This window comes from Streptomyces sp. HUAS 15-9 (genome assembly GCF_025642155.1).
Lineage (GTDB): Bacteria > Actinomycetota > Actinomycetes > Streptomycetales > Streptomycetaceae > Streptomyces.
This window is the reverse complement of record NZ_CP106798.1, coordinates 4,576,860-4,593,349: the sequence shown is the minus strand read 5'-3', so window position 1 is coordinate 4,593,349 and position 16,490 is coordinate 4,576,860. Positions and strand designations below refer to the sequence as shown.

The 16,490-nt window shown below is 70.5% G+C and carries 11 protein-coding genes and 1 pseudogene; 5 read left to right on the top strand and 7 right to left on the bottom strand.

The genetic code is table 11. From position 1 onward, the window contains the following. Window positions 1-213 precede the first annotated feature (213 nt). From N8I87_RS21210 to N8I87_RS21195, 3 genes are all read left to right on the top strand, one after another. On the top strand, window positions 214-351 hold the full coding sequence (locus tag N8I87_RS21210; protein WP_263210782.1) for a hypothetical protein: 138 nt from the start codon (window positions 214-216) through the stop codon (window positions 349-351). A 107-nt stretch (window positions 352-458) separates the two neighbouring features. After that, window positions 459-1,817: a DUF7933 domain-containing protein gene (locus tag N8I87_RS44400; protein WP_411577262.1), complete on the top strand. Its 1,359-nt coding sequence runs from the start codon at window positions 459-461 to the stop codon at window positions 1,815-1,817. Window positions 1,818-1,958: 141 nt separating this feature from the next. Next, a complete protein-coding gene (locus N8I87_RS21195; protein WP_263210781.1) occupies window positions 1,959-2,927 on the top strand; it encodes an endonuclease/exonuclease/phosphatase family protein in 969 nt (322 codons plus the stop codon). 39 nt (window positions 2,928-2,966) lie between these two features. Here the strand turns inward: N8I87_RS21195 and N8I87_RS21190 are convergent, their stop codons facing one another. From N8I87_RS21190 to N8I87_RS21170, 5 genes are all read right to left on the bottom strand, one after another. Then, on the bottom strand, window positions 2,967-4,160 hold the full coding sequence (locus tag N8I87_RS21190) for an NAD(P)/FAD-dependent oxidoreductase (RefSeq protein ID WP_263210780.1): 1,194 nt from the start codon (window positions 4,158-4,160) through the stop codon (window positions 2,967-2,969). Window positions 4,161-4,252: 92 nt separating this feature from the next. Next, window positions 4,253-5,197, bottom strand: coding sequence for an RNA polymerase sigma-70 factor (locus N8I87_RS21185; protein WP_263210778.1), 945 nt, complete (start codon window positions 5,195-5,197; stop codon window positions 4,253-4,255). Window positions 5,198-5,242: 45 nt separating this feature from the next. Next, entirely contained in the window at window positions 5,243-7,540 is a 2,298-nt protein-coding gene (locus tag N8I87_RS21180) for a transglycosylase domain-containing protein (RefSeq protein ID WP_263210777.1), read from the bottom strand. A 20-nt stretch (window positions 7,541-7,560) separates the two neighbouring features. Next, on the bottom strand, window positions 7,561-9,900 hold the full coding sequence (locus tag N8I87_RS21175; protein ID WP_263210776.1) for a bifunctional polysaccharide deacetylase/glycosyltransferase family 2 protein: 2,340 nt from the start codon (window positions 9,898-9,900) through the stop codon (window positions 7,561-7,563). Window positions 9,901-9,914: 14 nt separating this feature from the next. After that, window positions 9,915-10,646 (bottom strand): hypothetical protein, encoded by a 732-nt coding sequence (locus tag N8I87_RS21170; RefSeq protein WP_263210774.1) that lies wholly within the window; start codon window positions 10,644-10,646, stop codon window positions 9,915-9,917. Between the two features lie 642 nt (window positions 10,647-11,288). Between N8I87_RS21170 and N8I87_RS21165 the strand changes: the two are divergent. Both N8I87_RS21165 and N8I87_RS21160 read left to right on the top strand, forming a co-directional pair. Then, window positions 11,289-11,920, top strand: a pseudogene (locus tag N8I87_RS21165) (RNA polymerase sigma factor). A gap of 87 nt (window positions 11,921-12,007) precedes the next feature. Further along, window positions 12,008-12,808, top strand: a complete 801-nt coding sequence (locus N8I87_RS21160) for a hypothetical protein (protein ID WP_263210773.1) — start codon at window positions 12,008-12,010, stop codon at window positions 12,806-12,808. Window positions 12,809-13,001: 193 nt separating this feature from the next. On the opposite strand, the gene N8I87_RS21150 is transcribed toward N8I87_RS21160, so the two are convergent. Beyond that, window positions 13,002-14,444, bottom strand: a complete 1,443-nt coding sequence (locus tag N8I87_RS21150; RefSeq protein ID WP_263210772.1) for an MFS transporter — start codon at window positions 14,442-14,444, stop codon at window positions 13,002-13,004. After that, window positions 14,437-16,347: a glycoside hydrolase family 15 protein gene (locus N8I87_RS21145; protein WP_263210770.1), complete on the bottom strand. Its 1,911-nt coding sequence runs from the start codon at window positions 16,345-16,347 to the stop codon at window positions 14,437-14,439. Before N8I87_RS21145 ends, N8I87_RS21150 begins: the two co-directional genes overlap by 8 nt. Between the last annotated feature and the right edge of the window lie 143 nt (window positions 16,348-16,490).

The following is a 16,490-nucleotide window of genomic DNA, read 5'->3' as shown; positions in this document are numbered from 1 at the left end:
TTCATCGATCGTCTTTCAGGGTCTTGCACAGCCGACCTGCGCCGGCTGGAGCGGACCCGCTTCTGGCCCGAAGCCACGGAAGAAGCGTTCTGGCACTGGAAGGCCCTTGCCCATGGCCCTCTCAGACAACTTGCGGATCCGCTCGTAGGTCCTGATTGCCGCATCCTGGAGTGCGGGTGTTACGGCGTCGACTTCCGGGGGCACCTCGAAGCCGTGCTTCACGCGCTGCCCAGGAAGAGCGCGCGTGAGTTGCGCGCTCTCGTGTGGGCCCTCGACAAGAAGATTCTGGCCAGGGCCGAGGTCATCCCGGCTGACAGCCTGGACGTGCCGTGGTGGCGAGGTCAGCTCTAGGACCATGGGCGGATGCACTCGCGGTCCGATTCGGGTTCGACCAACGTGGTGAAAGATGTGATCGCCATGCTCGCCGGTCATTTTTCCTTTGGGGTGCGTGCTTGAATGTGGGCGGCCTGCTGAGGGAAAAAGAGGTGGTCGAGATTTCCGTGGTGAAGTCCTCCTGGCGTGCTCGCACCGCTTCTGTTTCCCTGGCGGCACTTGCGATTGCCGGTGCTCCGCACGCGGCACAAGCCCAGGCCAAAATTCAAATCCACGCCCCGGGTACTCCTGGCGTGCCGAAGGCACCGGTCACTGTGTTTGTCGAGGACTTCGAAAAAGCAGGTGACACCCCGGTCTTTCTGGAGAAGTACGTCGGGGCTCCGCCGCTGAACGAGACGTACACGGCCGATCCGCCGTGGCTCGACCACGGGCAGTGCAACGGCATCGTCCTGAGCCGTGCCGGTGCTGATCAGCCCGGCTGCCGGTGGGTGTCGTATCTGAAGGACATGGCCGATGTGCTGGGTCAGGTCGGCGGGACGAACCCGCCGGCCAACCACGCGGTGTCGGCGTACAGCGACACGGTGGATCCCGGCGTCGACCGGGTGGAGTTCCGGACCGAGCAGCCGATCCCGATCGCGAAGCCGAACCGCTACATCACCTTCGCAGTGGACGTGGCGGCGGACAATTGCCGTTACCAGAATCCGCTGCTGAAGTTCTACCTCACCGGCAGCGGTCCGGACATCCCGACCTTCACCACGCCCATCAATCCCTGTACCGACCCCAAGACCAAGGCCTATCCCGGGGGAATGAGTGGGCTCATGGCCGGGTCGTTCGCCGGGGACCGGGCCGTGCTGTTCAGCGGTACCGAGTTGGGCATCAAGATGCTCAATGGGCAGGGCTACGCGTTCGGTAATGACCACGCGTTCGACAACATTCGGATCCTGGATGCCACTCCGCAGTTGGACAAGGCGTTCAGTCCCGCCACGATCGACCTGGGTGGTACCTCGACTCTCACCATGACGGTGACCAACACCGGTGAACTGGCGGCGAAGAACGACTTCGGCTTCACCGACAGCCTGCCCGCCGGAGTGACGGTCGCCTCGAACGCGAGCGCGTCGACGAGCTGCGGCAACGGCACGGTCTCCGCGAAAGCGGGGGGTTCCGCCGTCGCTCTGGCCGGCGGGGGCCTTGCCGCCGGCCAGAAGTCCTGCACGGTCAGTGTGAATGTCACCGCCGATAAGGCGGGAACCTTCGTCAACCGGCCCGAAGCGATCACCACGGTCGGGCTGGATCTTCCGGCCGCCGCGACCCTGACCGTCAACAGCAAGGCGGGAGCCGTGGGCATCGCGACCGGGTCGCCCGGTCTGCTGTCCGGCAACGTCGTACAGGTTCCCGTGGACATCCCGGTGAACGTCTGCGGCAACACCGTGAGCGTCGTCGGACTGCTCAACTCGACGTCGGGCAACACCTGCGTCAACCGCTAGAGAGGGTTCGATCCGATGCATTGGCTTTCTCGCGCCGTCAACGCACTTCTGGTGAGTGTGCTTCTCGGTGTTGTCGCGTCGCCGAGCGATGCCGTCGCACTCACGGGCTCGGGCGGGGGCGGCAGTGCGAACGTCCGCCTCATGACGCAGAACATGTATGTGGGCAGTGATTTCTCGGCCCTTGCCAACGCGCAGACGCCGCAGCAATTCCTCGCCGCCGTAACGCTGACCTACCAGAACATCCTGGCGTCACAACCGAGTGAGCGCGCCGCAGCCGTGGCCCGCGAAGTCGCCCGGAACGAGCCCGATCTGGTCGCCCTGCAAGAGGCAGACATCGTGCGCACCGGGGCTCCGCCCGCCACCGACGTGCAGTCGGACCAGCTCAAGGCGCTCCTCGCCGCGCTCGACCGGCTCGGCCTGCATTACGAGGCGGTGGCGATCGTGCCCGAGGACGATATCGAGGCCCCGAGCACGCTCGGCTTCGACGTACGCCTGTCCGTGCGCAACGTGATCCTCGCCCGGGTCGGTCCGTCCCGGCACGTCAAGGTGTCGAACCTCCAGGTGCAGACGTACGCCGTCCAGCACGTGCTCCAGTCGCCGTTCATCTCGGTCACCAGCCGGAACGGCTGGGCGTCGGTCGACGCCACGGTCGACGACCGCACCTTCCGGTTCGTCACCACGCACTTGGAGCCGCTGCCGCCGTTCGCCGTCCAGCGAGCGCAGGCGCGGGACCTCGTCGCGAGTGCGGCGGACACCGATCTCCCGGTGGTGTTCGCCGGTGACTTCAACACGGCCGCCAACGATCCGCAGAACCCGACCTATCCGACGTATCAATTCCTGATCGACTCGGGGTTCACCGACGCCTGGCGCACGGCGCACCCCGGCGATCCCGGCTTCACCTGCTGTCAGGCGCCCGACCTGAGAAATCCGGTCTCCACCTTGAGCCTGCGCATTGATCTGGTCCTGTTCCGCGGGGACTTCGAGGTGAAGAACATCCACCTGGTCGGGAACGAGCAGAGCGACCGTACGCCGTCGGGGCTGTGGCCGTCCGACCATGCCGGCATCGTCGCGACTCTGCGAGTGCCGAAGACGCGGCTGCCGGTGGCGTAACCGGCGGCAATGCGGACGGGCTGCCCATTCCGCCACGCCTCAGGCCGTCGCCTCGGCCGGTGTGGCCGTCCGGGCCGGCTGGTGTACGACTCGGCGAGGGCGGGTCGGCAGGAGCGTCGGGTTGGCGACGCCCCAGGCCGCGCCCTTGCAGACCAGTTCCTTGTAGACGGCGGCGAGCCGTCCCGTCAGGGCCGCCCGGACGGCGCGGTCGTCGGCGGTGACGTACTGGATCAGGCCTTCCTTGCGCCCCAGCGAGATGCACTGGTTGAAGTAGCGCAGCGGCACGTTCGGGAGCTTCCCGCCGGTCAGCCGCGCCGCGATGGCGTCGGCGGCCTGCCACGCGGTGGGCACGCCCGAGGCGCACGACATCCGCAGCGGCTTGTCGCCGGGGCCCGCCACCAGGGCCGCGTCGCCGATGGCGTACACGTCCGGGTGCGAGACCGAGCGCATGGTCCGGTCGACCACGATCTGGCCCTTGTCGGTGACCTCCAAGGTGGTGGCCTTCGCGATCGGGTGGACGGCGAAGCCGGTGGTCCACACGGTGACCACCGCCGGGACGGACGTGCCGTCGGCGGTGGTGACGTGGTCGGCCTCGACGGCGGTGACGGCGGCGTGCTCGTGCACGGTGATGCCGAGCCGGTCGAAGACCTTCCGCAGGTGTCGGCGGCCCTTGGGCGAGAGCCAGTCGCCGAGGCCGCCGCGGGCGGCGAGGGCGACGTCGAGATCCGGGCGGGCCTCGGCGATCTCGGTCGCGGCCTCCAGGCCGGTGAGGCCGCCGCCGACCACGACCACGGGCTGTCCGGCGTCGAGCCGGGCCAGGCGCTCGCGCAGCCGGAGCGCTCCGGGGCGACTGGCGATCTCATGGGCGTGCTCGGCGGTGCCGGGGACGGCCTGGTCGTTCCAGCCGCTGCCGAGGGCGTACACGACGGTGTCGTACGCAAGTTCCTCGGTGCCGTTCGCGTCGGTGACGGCTACGGTCCTGCGGTCGGCGTCGACGCCGGTGACCTTCGCCAGCTTCAGTTCGACCCCGGTGTCCGCGAACATCTCGCCGAAGGGCCGGGGCTTGAGGTCCTGGCCGGTGGCGAGCTGGTGCATCCGGACGCGTTCGACGAAGTCGGGCTCGGCGTTGACGAGGGTGATGGCGACGTCTTCGCGGTGCAGCCGCTTGGCGAGGCGCCCGGCGGCGATGGCTCCGGTGTATCCGGCTCCGAGGACGATGATGCGGTGCTGCATGTCCGTGCTCCTGTCTTGGCGGGTTCGCCTCCTGAACCGGGCGGCCCGCCGTTTCCTGACAGGTACGTGGTGTGAAGCACCTCACATCGGGGTCAGAAGGCGTTGAGCAGGGGTTCTCCGTGGTCGGCGGCGGCCCAGCGGCTGGTCGCGCGTTCGAGCTTGTCGGGGTTGACCTGGTTGCGGAACCCGGCGATGCCCTCGGCGGTGATCTCCAGGCACATGACGCCGATGACCCGGCCGTCGAGGACCGCCACGACGGCGGGGTCGCCGTTGGCGGTCGTCGCGTAGACCTCGGGCGATCCGCCGGCCAGGTCGCGCTTGGCCTTGCTGGGCTTGAACAGGCCTCGCAGGAACTTGGCGACCGCGAGGGCGCCCTCGAACGCCTTGGCGCGGGCCGGGACCTTTCCGCCGCCGTCGCCGATGGACACGGCGTCCTGGGTGAGCAGCCGTACGAGCGGTTCGGTCCTGCCGCTGGTGGCGGCCGCGAGGAACTCGTCGACGATCCGGCGGGCGGCGGCCTCGTCGATCTCGGTACGGGCCTTGCCGTCCGCGACATGCTTCTTGGCGCGGTGGAAGATCTGCTGGCTGGCGGCCTCGGTGACGTCGAGGATCGCGGCGATCTCCCGGTGCGGGTAGTCGAAGGCCTCCCGCAGCACGTACACCGCCCGCTCGCCCGGCGTGAGGCGCTCCAGCAGGGTGAGGACCGCGTACGAGACCGACTCGCGCTGTTCGGCGGTGTCGGCCGGGCCGAGCATCGGGTCTCCGGCGAGCAGCGGCTCGGGCAGCCATTGGCCCACATAGGTCTCGCGCCGTGCGCGGGCCGAGGTGAGCTGGTTGAGGCACAGGTTGGTGAGCACCTTAGTCAGCCAGGCCTCGGGGACCTCGATGCGGTCGACGTCGGCGCCCTGCCAGCGCAGGAACGTCTCCTGGACGGCGTCCTCGGCTTCGCTCGCGGAGCCGAGTAGGCGGTAGGCGATGGCCTCCAGGCGGGGCCTGGAGGCCTCGAACCGGTCCACGTCGTTCATGGTCAGGGCCATGGCCCGGATCCTAGCCCCCGCGCTGCCCTGTGTCGGCCGCCAGGGTCAACGGCACCTGCGTCCATGGCACTTGGGGCCTGGTGTCGGGGCACCCGGTGTGGAGCCGGCCGTGGGGGTTCCCTGCTTGCCGCCGTTCTTGGCGCCCCGCTTGTCGTGGGGTGCGGACGGGGACGGCTTGGCGGCGCCGGGCTCGTCGGCGCCGTGCCCGAGGGGGGCCGGCGCGGGGAAGGGAGTGTCGGGCAGGCCGGTGAGGGCGTCGCGCATGTACTGGGTCCAGATCGCGGTGGGGATGTCCCCGCCGAACACCTTCTCTGTGCCGCCGACACCCGCCATGGACAGCAGTTGCGGGTTTTTCGGGTCCTCTCGGAAGAGGACGACGGAGGTGGCGAGTTGGGGGGTGTAGCCGATGAACCAGGCCGAGCGGTAGTCGTCGGTGGTTCCGGTCTTGCCCGCCGCGGTCCTGCCGAGCACCTGGGCCCGGGTGCCGGTGCCCCGGGCTATGACACCCTTGAGTACGTCGGTCACGTTGTCGGCGATCACCTTGGGCAGGGCCTGTGCGGGGGCGGGGGCGGTGAAGCCGTGCAGGACGGAGCCGTTGTGGCTCACCTTGGTCACCGAGTACGGGGTGGCCTGCTCACCGGAGGCGGCGAAGGTCGCGTAGGCGCCCGCCATGCGAATGGCGCTCGGTGTCGAGGTGCCGATGTAGAAGCCGGCGCTGGGGGCCGCGAGGCTGTTCGGGCGCAGGCCGAGGGCCTCGGCCGTGCTCGCCACGTTCTCGTGGCCGACGTCCTCTCCCAGTTGCACGTACGGCGTGTTGACCGACTGTTCCATCGCCTTGCGCAAGGTGATGTAGCCCCAGCGTTCGGGAGTGTCGTTGCGCTGGTGGAGCAGGCCGGTGGGGTCCTTGTCGTCGGTGATGTAGTTGCCCTGCTGGTCCTTGATCTTGATGCCGTCGTCGCCGTTGAACTTGCTGGCCGGGGTGATCGGTTCCGCGGCCTTGCCGGGTCGCAGTACGGCTCCGTGCTGGAGTGCGGCGGCCAGGACGACGGGCTTGAACGTCGAGCCCACCGGGACGCCGGAGGTGTCGGCGTTGTCCGAGAAGTGTGAGTGGTCGAAGCCGGGGCCGCCGTAGACGGCGAGGATCCTGCCGGTTCTTGGTTCCACCGACGCGGCTCCCACCTGGACGTCCCGGTCGACCGGTCGGTGTTTGGGGTCGAGGCGTTCTCGACGGGTCCGTGCGACGGAGCGTTCCAGTGCCGCCGTCTTCTTCCGGTCGAAGGTGGTGTAAATCTGGTAGCCGCCCCGGCTCAGGCTGCCGTCCGTGATGCTCGGATCGTGCTGCTGGACGTACGCCCTGGCCAACTGCATCAGATAGCCCGTCTGGCCGGCGAGGTTTGAGCCCGGCGCCCACTTCCTCGGCATCGGGAATCCGGCGGCCGCGTACTTCGCCCGCTGCGCCGGTGTCAGTTTGCCGGTGTCCACCATCCGGTCAAGCACCCAGGACCAGCGCGCCTGCGCCTGCCGCTTCGCCGCGGGGTCGGAGTCCACGTGCTGGAAGAGGCTCGGCTCGTTGACCGCCGCGGCGAGGAAGGCTCCCTGGCTCACGTCGAGCTTCTCCACCGGGAGGTTGTAGTACGCGCGGGCCGCGGCCTGGACGCCGTTGGCCTGACGGCCGAAGAAGCAGGTATTGAGATACCCCGTGAGGATCTGCTCCTTGGTCATGGAGGCGCCGATCTTGGTGGAGATCAGCAGCTCCTTGAACTTGCGCGAGACCGTCTGCGACTGGTCCAGGTACGTGTTCTTCACGAACTGCTGGGTGATCGTCGATCCGGACTGCACGGAGCCGCCCCCGGCCATGTGGACGACGGCGCGCAGGATGCCCTGCGGGTCGATGCCCGGGTCGGTGTAGAAGGAGGCGTTCTCCGCGGCGATGAAGTCCCCCTGCACCGCCAGGGGCACCTGCGCGAGGGTGATGTTCTGGCGGTTGACGCTGCCGTCGGTCGCCAGGACCGTGCCGTCGGACCAGTAGTAGACGTTGTTCTGCAGCAGTGTCGTGGGGTTGGGGTCGGGAATGGTGACGGTGGCGTAGGCATAGCCGACGAGCGCCGCGGTGCTGCCGAAGAAGAGCAGGAAGAGCGACAGCACCTGTCGCCACGACGGCAGATAGCGGCGCGGGCCCTGCTTGCCGCTGCGCGGGTAGTCGAGCCAACGTTTCTTCTGCGGTGGCCTCCTCCGGGCGTTCTGCGGTGGCCTCCTCCGGGCGCCGCGTGACGTCGCCTGCTCAACCGCGGCACGGAGTCCGGCGGTGGAGCGCTGCGGCGGTCGTCGCCGGTGTCCGCTCATGGGCTCGGATCACTGTCCCTTCAGTACCACTGGGTGGTGTCGTACGGTGCGGGCTGCGGATGGGAGGCGTATGGCGCCGGCTGCGCATGACCGCCGTACGGCCCCGGCTGCGCATAGCCGCCGTACGGCGCCGGCTGCGCATGACCGCCGTACGGCCCCGGCTGCGCATAAGCGGGCTCCTCCGGGGTGAGACCGCTCTGGTGGGTTTCTGTGCCCACCGGGGCCTGCAAGCTTCCGTACCGCTCCATGCGCTGCCATCGCAGCCGCGAGCCGGACAGGGCGGTGAAGACGGACTGGATCACCACGAGGTACATCAGCTGGCGGTAGACGAACTGCTGCAACGGCAGGCTCCACAGCGGCCCCGGGCGTTCTCCGTCGAGGCGGAACGCGTACAGCCCCATCAGCAGTTGCAGCAGCAGGAAGGCGAGCCACAGCCCGATGATCCGGACCGGGTCGAGGAAGACCAGGCCGTACAGGGCGAAGACGTCCACGACGGGGGCGAGAAGCGGCACCAGGACCTGGAAGAGCAGTAGATAGACCAGGCCCCGGCGGCCCAGTTTGCCGGCGGCGCCGCGCTGCACGAGCGCTCCGCGGTGCTTCCACATCGCCTGCAGGGTGCCGTAGCACCAGCGGTACCGCTGGCGCCACAGGGCGTTCAGGGACGCGGGTGCCTCGGTCCAGGCCCGCGCGTCCTCCTCGTACACCACGCGCCAGCCGGCGCGGCACAGCGCCATGGTGAGGTCGGTGTCCTCGGCGAGGGTGACGTCGCTGACGCCGCCGAGGCCGAGGAGCGCGCGGCGGCGGAACGCGCCGACGGCACCGGGTACGGTCGGCATGCATTCGGCGAGGTCGAACAGACGGCGGTCGAGGTTGAACCCGACCACATACTCGATGTGCTGCCAACGGCCCAGCAGGCCGCCGCGGTTGACGACCTTGGCGTTTCCCGAGACGGCTCCCACGCGGGCGTCGGCGAAGGGCTGCACGATCGTGCGGACGGTGTCGGATTCGAAGACGGTGTCGCCGTCGACCATGACCACCAGGTCGAAGGAGGCGGCGGCGAGCCCGGTGTTGAGTGCGGCGGGCTTGCCCGCGTTCCGCTGGCGGATCACCCGCACCGGCAGGCGGAGCGACTCCACCAGGTCGGCGGTGCCGTCGGTCGATCCGTCGTCGACCACGATGATCTCGACCGGATGGTCCGAGGCGAGCAGTGAGCGCACGGCTGCCTCGATCCCGGCGCTCTCGTTGTAGGCGGGGACGATGACACTGACCGGCTCGGTCACCGGCGGCCCCCAGGACCGGCCGCGGCCCTTGGCCCGCAGCCGCCGGTGCCGGCGGGCCGCGACCAGTACGACCGCCGCGCGCAGCACGCTGAGCACCCCGGCCGCGTACATCAGCACGCCCAGCAGCCATACGGCCCAGTCGCCGGCCTGCAGCGCCTTGATGAGAGCAATTCCCTGAAGATGTTCACCGAGCCCGGCGGGCTGGACGGGTCCGGCCATGCCGACCGCGGCGCCGACCGTCGCGAACCGGAAGCCGTGTGCCTTGAGCCGTGGGATCAGGGCATCGAGGGCTGCGACGGTCTGCGATCGGTCACCCCCGCCGTCGTGCATCAGCACGACCTGCCCGGCGTGGCCGTGCGGGGTCGCGTTGGCGATGATGCGGTCCGCTCCGGGACGCTGCCAGTCCTCGGCGTCCTGGGTGGAGAGCACCGTGACGTAGCCCGCCTCGTCGGCCTGCTGGAGGACCGACCAGTCGGCGTCGTCCAACGCACCGTTCTTCGAGGAGTACGGCGGTCTCAGCAGCGCGGTGGTGACGCCCGCGGCACCGGCCACCGCCAGCTGCGTCTCGCGCAGTTCCAGTGAGCGCTGCCACGGGGCGAGCCGGGCCAGGTCGGGATGCGTGAACGTGTGGATGCCGATCTGGTGGCCCTCGGCGACGATCCGGCGGACCAGCTCCGGGTGGTCCACGACCTCCGTTCCGACGACGAAGAAGGTCGCGTGCACATGGTTGCGGCGCAGCACGTCCAGGATGCGCGGAGTCCAGACGGGGTCGGGGCCGTCGTCGAAGGTGAGGGCCACGGTGCCGGCCTTCAGCCGGGCAGTGTGCGCGGTGCCGGCCGCGTTCGCGATCACGGGGCCGCCGTGGATCACCCTGCTGGGCACCGCCTCGTTCCGGCCTCGTTGGCCGGTCACGGCATCCGACGTGATCCCGAACATGTGGTGGGTGTAACCCTGCAGCAGGAGGGCCGTCGACAGAGTCACCACGAGCACGCTCAGCAGCAGCCAGTGGGCGCGGGGTGTGATCTGGCGAGTGCGGCTGCGGCGGCGGGCAGGAGCGTTGCGGCGTCGGCGGTCGGTCACGTCGGGGCCTTGGATCACTTCACGGGCTTGTGGGACGTGCCGAGGGCGCGCCCCTTGGAGGTGGGGGTTGCGACGGGAGCGGTCGAGGTGGGGGACGGGGAGGTGGGCCCGGACGTGGCCGCGGGCACGGTGGAGGCCGTCGACCCATCGGCGGAGCCGGGGGTCTGCCGCGCCGCGGGGCTGGTCTTCTGTGCCGCGGCGGGAGTCGCGCGCTCTTCGGAGTGTCCGGTGCCGGACGCGGAGTCGGATGCGGTGGCGTGGGGCGTGGTCCGGTGCGCGGAGTCCGGCTGCGGGACGAACGGAGAGCTGATGCTGGGGCCGCCCAGCAGCGCGCTGATCAGCAGGGCGACGTATCCGCCGGCGGGGATCACCAGCAGCCGGGCGGCGCGGAGCACGCGGCGCTGGCGGCGCCCCGACGAATCGACGAAGACCGGCCACGCCGGCTCGCTCTCCGGTGCGGACGGTTCCGGAACCGGGTAGGTGGGCGTGCCGAAATCCGGAGGCATCGCGGTGAAGACGTCACCGTGGGGGGCGTCCCACACTGCCGTGACGAGGGGGGCCGGTCCCGTCGTCCGGAAGCGATCCGCCGTGTGCGACCACTGCCCGGGTTGCCCCGGATACCAGGACAGCGTGGCCGTGTCGGGGACGGTGCCGCCGCTGCCCTGGTGACCGGGGGCATACGCGTACCCGGCGCCGGCGTACGGATCTTCGCCGTACGCCGCGCCGCTTTCGTCCGTCCAATGCACGGGTCGTGCCCCCTGTCCTGGCCGACCGACATGGTCGTCCACATGGAAAGAGCGCTCTCGGCCGGAAGTGTTACACCTCGACCGCACAGCAAGGGCAAATAGCATAAAAAGACGCGCGATACGCGCAATTCAGGCACAAACGCCGCAAGTCAACGGCGACTTCACCACTGCACCACCGTGGTCGGCCGGGCCGTGCACCGTGCGCGGAGCGGCCGGGACCCCATGCAGTGGGCGGGGTTCCGGCCGCTCCGTCCCTCTCGGCGCCGCTCACGGGGGGAGAGACGAGCGGCGCCGGGAGAAGCCGAGGGGCGATGTTTCGTGCCGCCCATCCAGCGGCTGGTCTCCCTCGGCGTGCGCGGGTACCCAACCCGGCACTCACCCAGCGCATGGCCTGCGCGAAGCGTCACATGACCGGGGGCGGCGCAAGCCGCGCGGCCCCCGGCGCGGCGCAACTCTCCGGAGCGGCCTCTCCACCCGTCGCCGAGGGGCCGGGACGGCGCTGCACCGGTGAGAAAGCGAAGGACCCCTGGTGCGTTGTGACACTTCCGTGACGACAGACGCTGGTCATCATGGAGCCGTCGTGCGACCCGAGCGCGGCGGATGGTACGGAATCGCTACGGACCGGTGCGAACGAGGACAGCCTTGGGCCAGGTACGGCAACCCCGCCGCGTACAGTCGCGCGACGGGGAACTGAGCGTTGCAGTCGCGCGGGCCCAGGACGGTGACGAGACCGCTTTCACGGTCGTCTACCGGATCGTGCAGCCGGGCCTGCTCGGCTATCTGCGCGGTCTCGTCGGTGACGACGCCGAGGACGTGGCCTCCGACGCCTGGCTGGAGATATCCCGCGACATCGGACGCTTCAAGGGCGACGGCGCCGGGTTCCGCGGCTGGACCGCGACGATCGCCCGGCACCGGGCTCTGGACCATCTGCGGCGGCAGCGGGTACGTCCCCGGTCGGGTGGGACCGAACAGGACGTACTCGACCTGCCGGGCCCGCACAGCACATCCGAGCAGGCCCTGGAATCGCTCTCCACCGAGTGGGCCCTCGAGCTGGTCCAGGGGCTGCCGCGGGACCAGGCCGAGGCCGTTCTCCTGCGGGTCGTCGTCGGTCTGGACGGTCCCGCCAGCGCACGCGTGCTCGGCAAGCGCCCGGGAGCGGTGCGCACCGCCGCCCACCGAGGCCTCAAACGCCTCGCCCACCAGCTGGGTGGCGGCAGCGAGGCGGGAGAGGTGTGACGGATGAGGCCACCCGGACGCTGGGGAAGTCGACATGACAACAACAGCGACAGCGGGCCGGCGGACAGGCGCCGGGCCCGGTACGCCGAACGATCGAGACCTGTCGGACAGGAACGGAAACGCACATGGGTGAACGGCTGAGCGGCGACGGAGTTCCGGGCCGCCGACGTGTACACCCTGGCGGCGTCTCCGAACCGTGGGACGCGTACGACTCCACCACGCTGGAAGCGGTGCTGGCCGCCGCCATACGCGCGGACGACCTCAAACCCGAGGCCGAGCAGCGAGCGCTGGCCGCCTTCCGTGCCGCCCACGCCGCGGGCGCGCACCAGGCCCGTACCCGGCGCCGGGACGACTGGCGGCTGCCCGAGGCCCGGCGTGCCCGGCGCCCCCTGAGGATCACGTTCGGCGCGGTGTTCGCCAGCCTCACCCTGGGCGGTGTCGCGGTCGCGGCCATCGGCTCCGTCGGCTCGTCCACGGACGGTGCCGGTAGCGGGCGCGGGACCGCGCACCCCTCGGCGGTCGCCCCGGACCGACCGGGAGGCACAGCCTCGTCCAGGTCCGGTGGCCCCGGGAAGGCGGGCCACCCCGACACCGCCAAGGACACCGAAGCGCACTGCCGGGCCTATGAGCAGGTCGAGGATCGTGGCCAGGCCCTGGACGCGACGGCCTGGAAGCAGCTCATCGAGGCCGCCGGCGGCAAGTCCAAGGTCACCTCGTACTGCGCCGAGCAGCTGTCGCGGGCGACGGCCGCGCCTGGCAGGACGACGGGCAAGTCGCACGAGGGTTCCACGAACTCCGGCAACAGCACGGCGGGCAACGCCGGCGCCTCCGGCAGCGGCACGTCCAGCAGCAACTCCGGTGGCACGGGCAGCACGGCCGGGAACGGCCAGACGGATACCGGCAAGGGCGGCGGGAAGCACAAGTAGCCCCCGCGCCCTCGCGGCTCAGCCGAAGCGGCCCTCCACGTAGTCCGCCGTGCGCTGGTCGGACGGGGTGGAGAACATCGTGGACGTCGGGCCGTGTTCCACGATGGCGCCCGGGGTGCCCTGTTCGGCCAGGAAGAACGCGCACTGGTCGGAGATGCGCGCGGCCTGACGTATCCGCCGAAGGCCCCGGCTCTCACCCGAGGCTTCGTGGCGGGGTGGCGTCTTGTGGGGGTGCGGCGCTCAGGCCTCCTGGGTCGTGCGGGTCGGCCGGTCGGGGCAGGAGGGCTGCCGCCGTGAGGCCGCCGAGGCCGGCCACGCCGAGGGCGATCATCGCGGCGGCGTAGGCGCCGGTGGTGAGGCCGGAGACCAGGATCGTGCCGGCGATGGCCGTGCCGAAGGAGGAGCCGAGGTTGGAGACGCTGCGGGACAGACCGGAGATCTCGCCCTGCCGCTCCTCGGGGAAGCTCGACTGGACGACGTTCACCGACGGCGTCAGCATCAGACCCAGGCCGAGGCCGATCAGGAGGAGTCCGGGTGCGAAGGCCCAGGCGCTGGTGAAGCTGCCGGCCAGGGCGATCAGTACGGCGATGCCGGCGAGGGCGATGACGAAGCCGGTCATGATGAGCGTCCGCTGGGGGTACCGCTTCGCGAGGCGCTCGGCGGACAGCGAGGTGACCAGCAGCCCGAGCGTGGCGGCCGTGAAGATCACCCCGGTCCGGATGGCGTCGTAGCCGCGCACCACCTGGAGGTAGGCGGCCACCGTGAACGACGAGCCCAGCAGCAGCAGCCACTGGACGTTCTGCGTGACGAGCCCGAGGTTGGAGGTGCGGTCGTGGAACAGGGACAGCGAGAGCAGCGGCTCCTCGCCCGCCGCCTCCTTGGCCCGTACGGAGCGGAAGAACCACCACAGCACGAGCGCGCCGAGGGCCAGCAGGCCGATCATCAGCCACACATTGTTGTCCGCGGCCAGGATGCCCATGACGATCAGGACCAGGCCGACGGCGGAGAGCACGGCCCCGCCGGTGTCGAAGGGCCGGTCCGGATCGGGCGGCAGCGGGTCCTCGATATGGCGGCTCAGGACGACGATCACCACGATGACCAGCGCCTGGAACACGAACGCGGCCCGCCAACTGATCGCCGTGGTGATGAGCCCGCCGATCAGCGGGCCCGCGGCCGCACCGATGCCGCCCAGCGCCATGATCACGCCGAACGCGCGGGCACGGGAGGTCAGATCCGGGTGGAGGAGCGTGGTGAGGATGTAGACGGGCGGGATGAGCAGGGCCGTGCCGACGCCCTCCAGGATCGAGTTGCCGAGGATCAGGACGCCGAGGCCCGGCGCGGCCGCGCTCAGCAGCGCCCCGATCCCGTACACGACGAGGCCCACCAGGAGGCACCGCTTGCGGCCGTAGCGGTCGGTCAGTTTGCCGCCGGGGATCATCAGTGCCGCCATGACCAGCAGGAAGACCGTGATGGCCACCTGGACGCCCTGCACGGTGGTGTCCAGGTCCCTGCTGATGTCGTTGATCATCACGTTCATGTTGGAGCCGGCGAAACTGCAGATGAACTGGGCCAGCGCCAGCGGGGCGAGGACGCGCTGTCCCGGCAAGGCCGGTTTCGTCCGGTCCGTGTCAGCCACCGGTGTCGCCCCCGCCCGTGGGCGCGACCGGTACCGCGAAGCCCTGGGCCACCGGAAGGTCGTCGCGGCTTCCCGGCCGTGTCTCCGCCTGGCTCAGCTGCTCGTCCAGGGCCATCGCGGCGGTGACCAGCGCGAGGTGGGTGAACGCCTGTGGGAAGTTGCCGAGTTGCTCGCCCGAGGGGCCGATCTCCTCGGCGAACAGGCCGACATGGTTGGCGTAGGTGAGCATCTTGTCGAAGGCGTACCGGGCCTGGGAGAGCCGGCCGGCGCGGGCCAGGGCCTCGACGTAGAAGAAGCTGCACAGGTTGAAGGTCCCCTCGGAGCCCCGCAGCCCGTCGGGCGAGGCGGCCGGGTTGTAGCGGTAGACCAGGCTGTCGCTCACCAGCTCCTCACCCATGGCGTCGAGGGTGGTGAGCCAGGCGGGATCCCGCGGGGAGATGAAGCCGACCCGGGGCATGAGCAGCAGCGAGGCGTCCAGCACGTCGGTGTCGTAGTGCTGCACGAAGGCCTGCCGCTTCTCGTGCCAGCCGCGTTCCACGATCTGCTCGAAGACCTGGTCGCGGACCTCGGTCCAGCGGCGGACGTCGGCCGGGCGGGAGCAGGTGACGGCCGCGTGGACGCAGCGGTCGAACGCGACCCAGGTCATCAGCCGGCTGTAGGTGAAGTCCTGCCGGCCGCCACGGGTTTCCCAGATCCCCTCGTCGGGCCGGTCCCAGTGGTCGGCGAGCCAGTCCACCACCCGGCTGATGGCCCGCCAGCCGCGGATCGCCCCGATGTCCCTGCCGATCACCAGGGCGTCGGAGACCTCGCCGTAGATGTCGAGCTGCAGCTGGTCGGCCGCCGCGTTGCCGGCCCGCACCGGCCGGGAGCCCATGTAGCCCTCCAGGTGGTCGAGGGTCTCCTCGGTCAGACGGGGGTCGCCGTCGACCCGGTACATGATCTGCAGGGGATCGCCGGAGGCGGTGCCGCCGGCCTCGATACGGTCGCGCAGCCAGCGGCGGAAGGCGTGCGCCTCCTCCTCGAAGCCGAGGTCGATCAGGGACCGGACGGAGAGCGAGGCGTCCCGCACCCAGGTGTAGCGGTAGTCCCAGTTGCGTTCACCGCCGACCTGCTCGGGCAGTCCCATGGTGGCCGCGGCGATGGGCGCCCCGGTGGGGGCGTACGTCAGCAGCTTCAGCGTGATCGCCGAGCGGTTCACCATGTCCTGCCAGCGGCCGCGGTAGGTGCACGAGCGCAGCCACGCCAGCCAGAAGGCCCGGCAGGCCTCCACCTCGTCGACGATGCCGCCCAGGGACGGCCGGGGCGGAGCGGTGCCGCCGCTCACGGTGCTGGTCAGCACCATGGCGGCCGCCTCGCCTGCCGACAGGGTGAAGTGGGCGGTGATGTCGTCCCCGTCGGCCCGGAGGGCGACGCCGGTGGTGGACTGGAGGTGCAGATCGGTTCCCGGGCCGCGGAAGACCGCGGCGTGGTCGTCGTCCAGCGTGAGGGTGTGCGGGGCACGTCCGTAGTCGAAGCGCGGCCGGCAGGTGAAGCCGAAGGGCAGGCTGCCGCGGACGACGCGCGCGATCCTCACCAGGCGGTGCCGGTCCGTGGGTGCCGTGGACTCGACCGGCGTCATCACGTCGGCCACCTCGCCGACGCCTCCGGGCGCCATGAACCGGGTGACCAGAATCGCCGTGTCGGGCAGATACAGCTGCCGTACCGTCAGTCCGTTCCCCTCCGGGAGGTCGACGACGAGACGGCAGTGGCCGCCGCGCTCGCTGTCCAGGAGCGAGGCGAAGACACTGGGCGAGTCGAAGCGCGGTGTGCACCACCAGTCGACGGTGCCGCCGGACGACACCAGGGCCGCCGTCTGGAGATCGCCGACCATTCCGTGCTCTGCGATGGGCGGATACCGGTCCACGGGGCCTCCTCGGTCGAGCCGCCGCGCCCGGGCAGGCGCCGTCCTGGCCTTGCCCGTCCATGGTTCGGCCGCCGTGGCGCGCCTGCCTCACCCGCCAGGGGTGAGCGGCGGGCGGCACGCGCGCGTGCGAGGGGGCCGCGCCC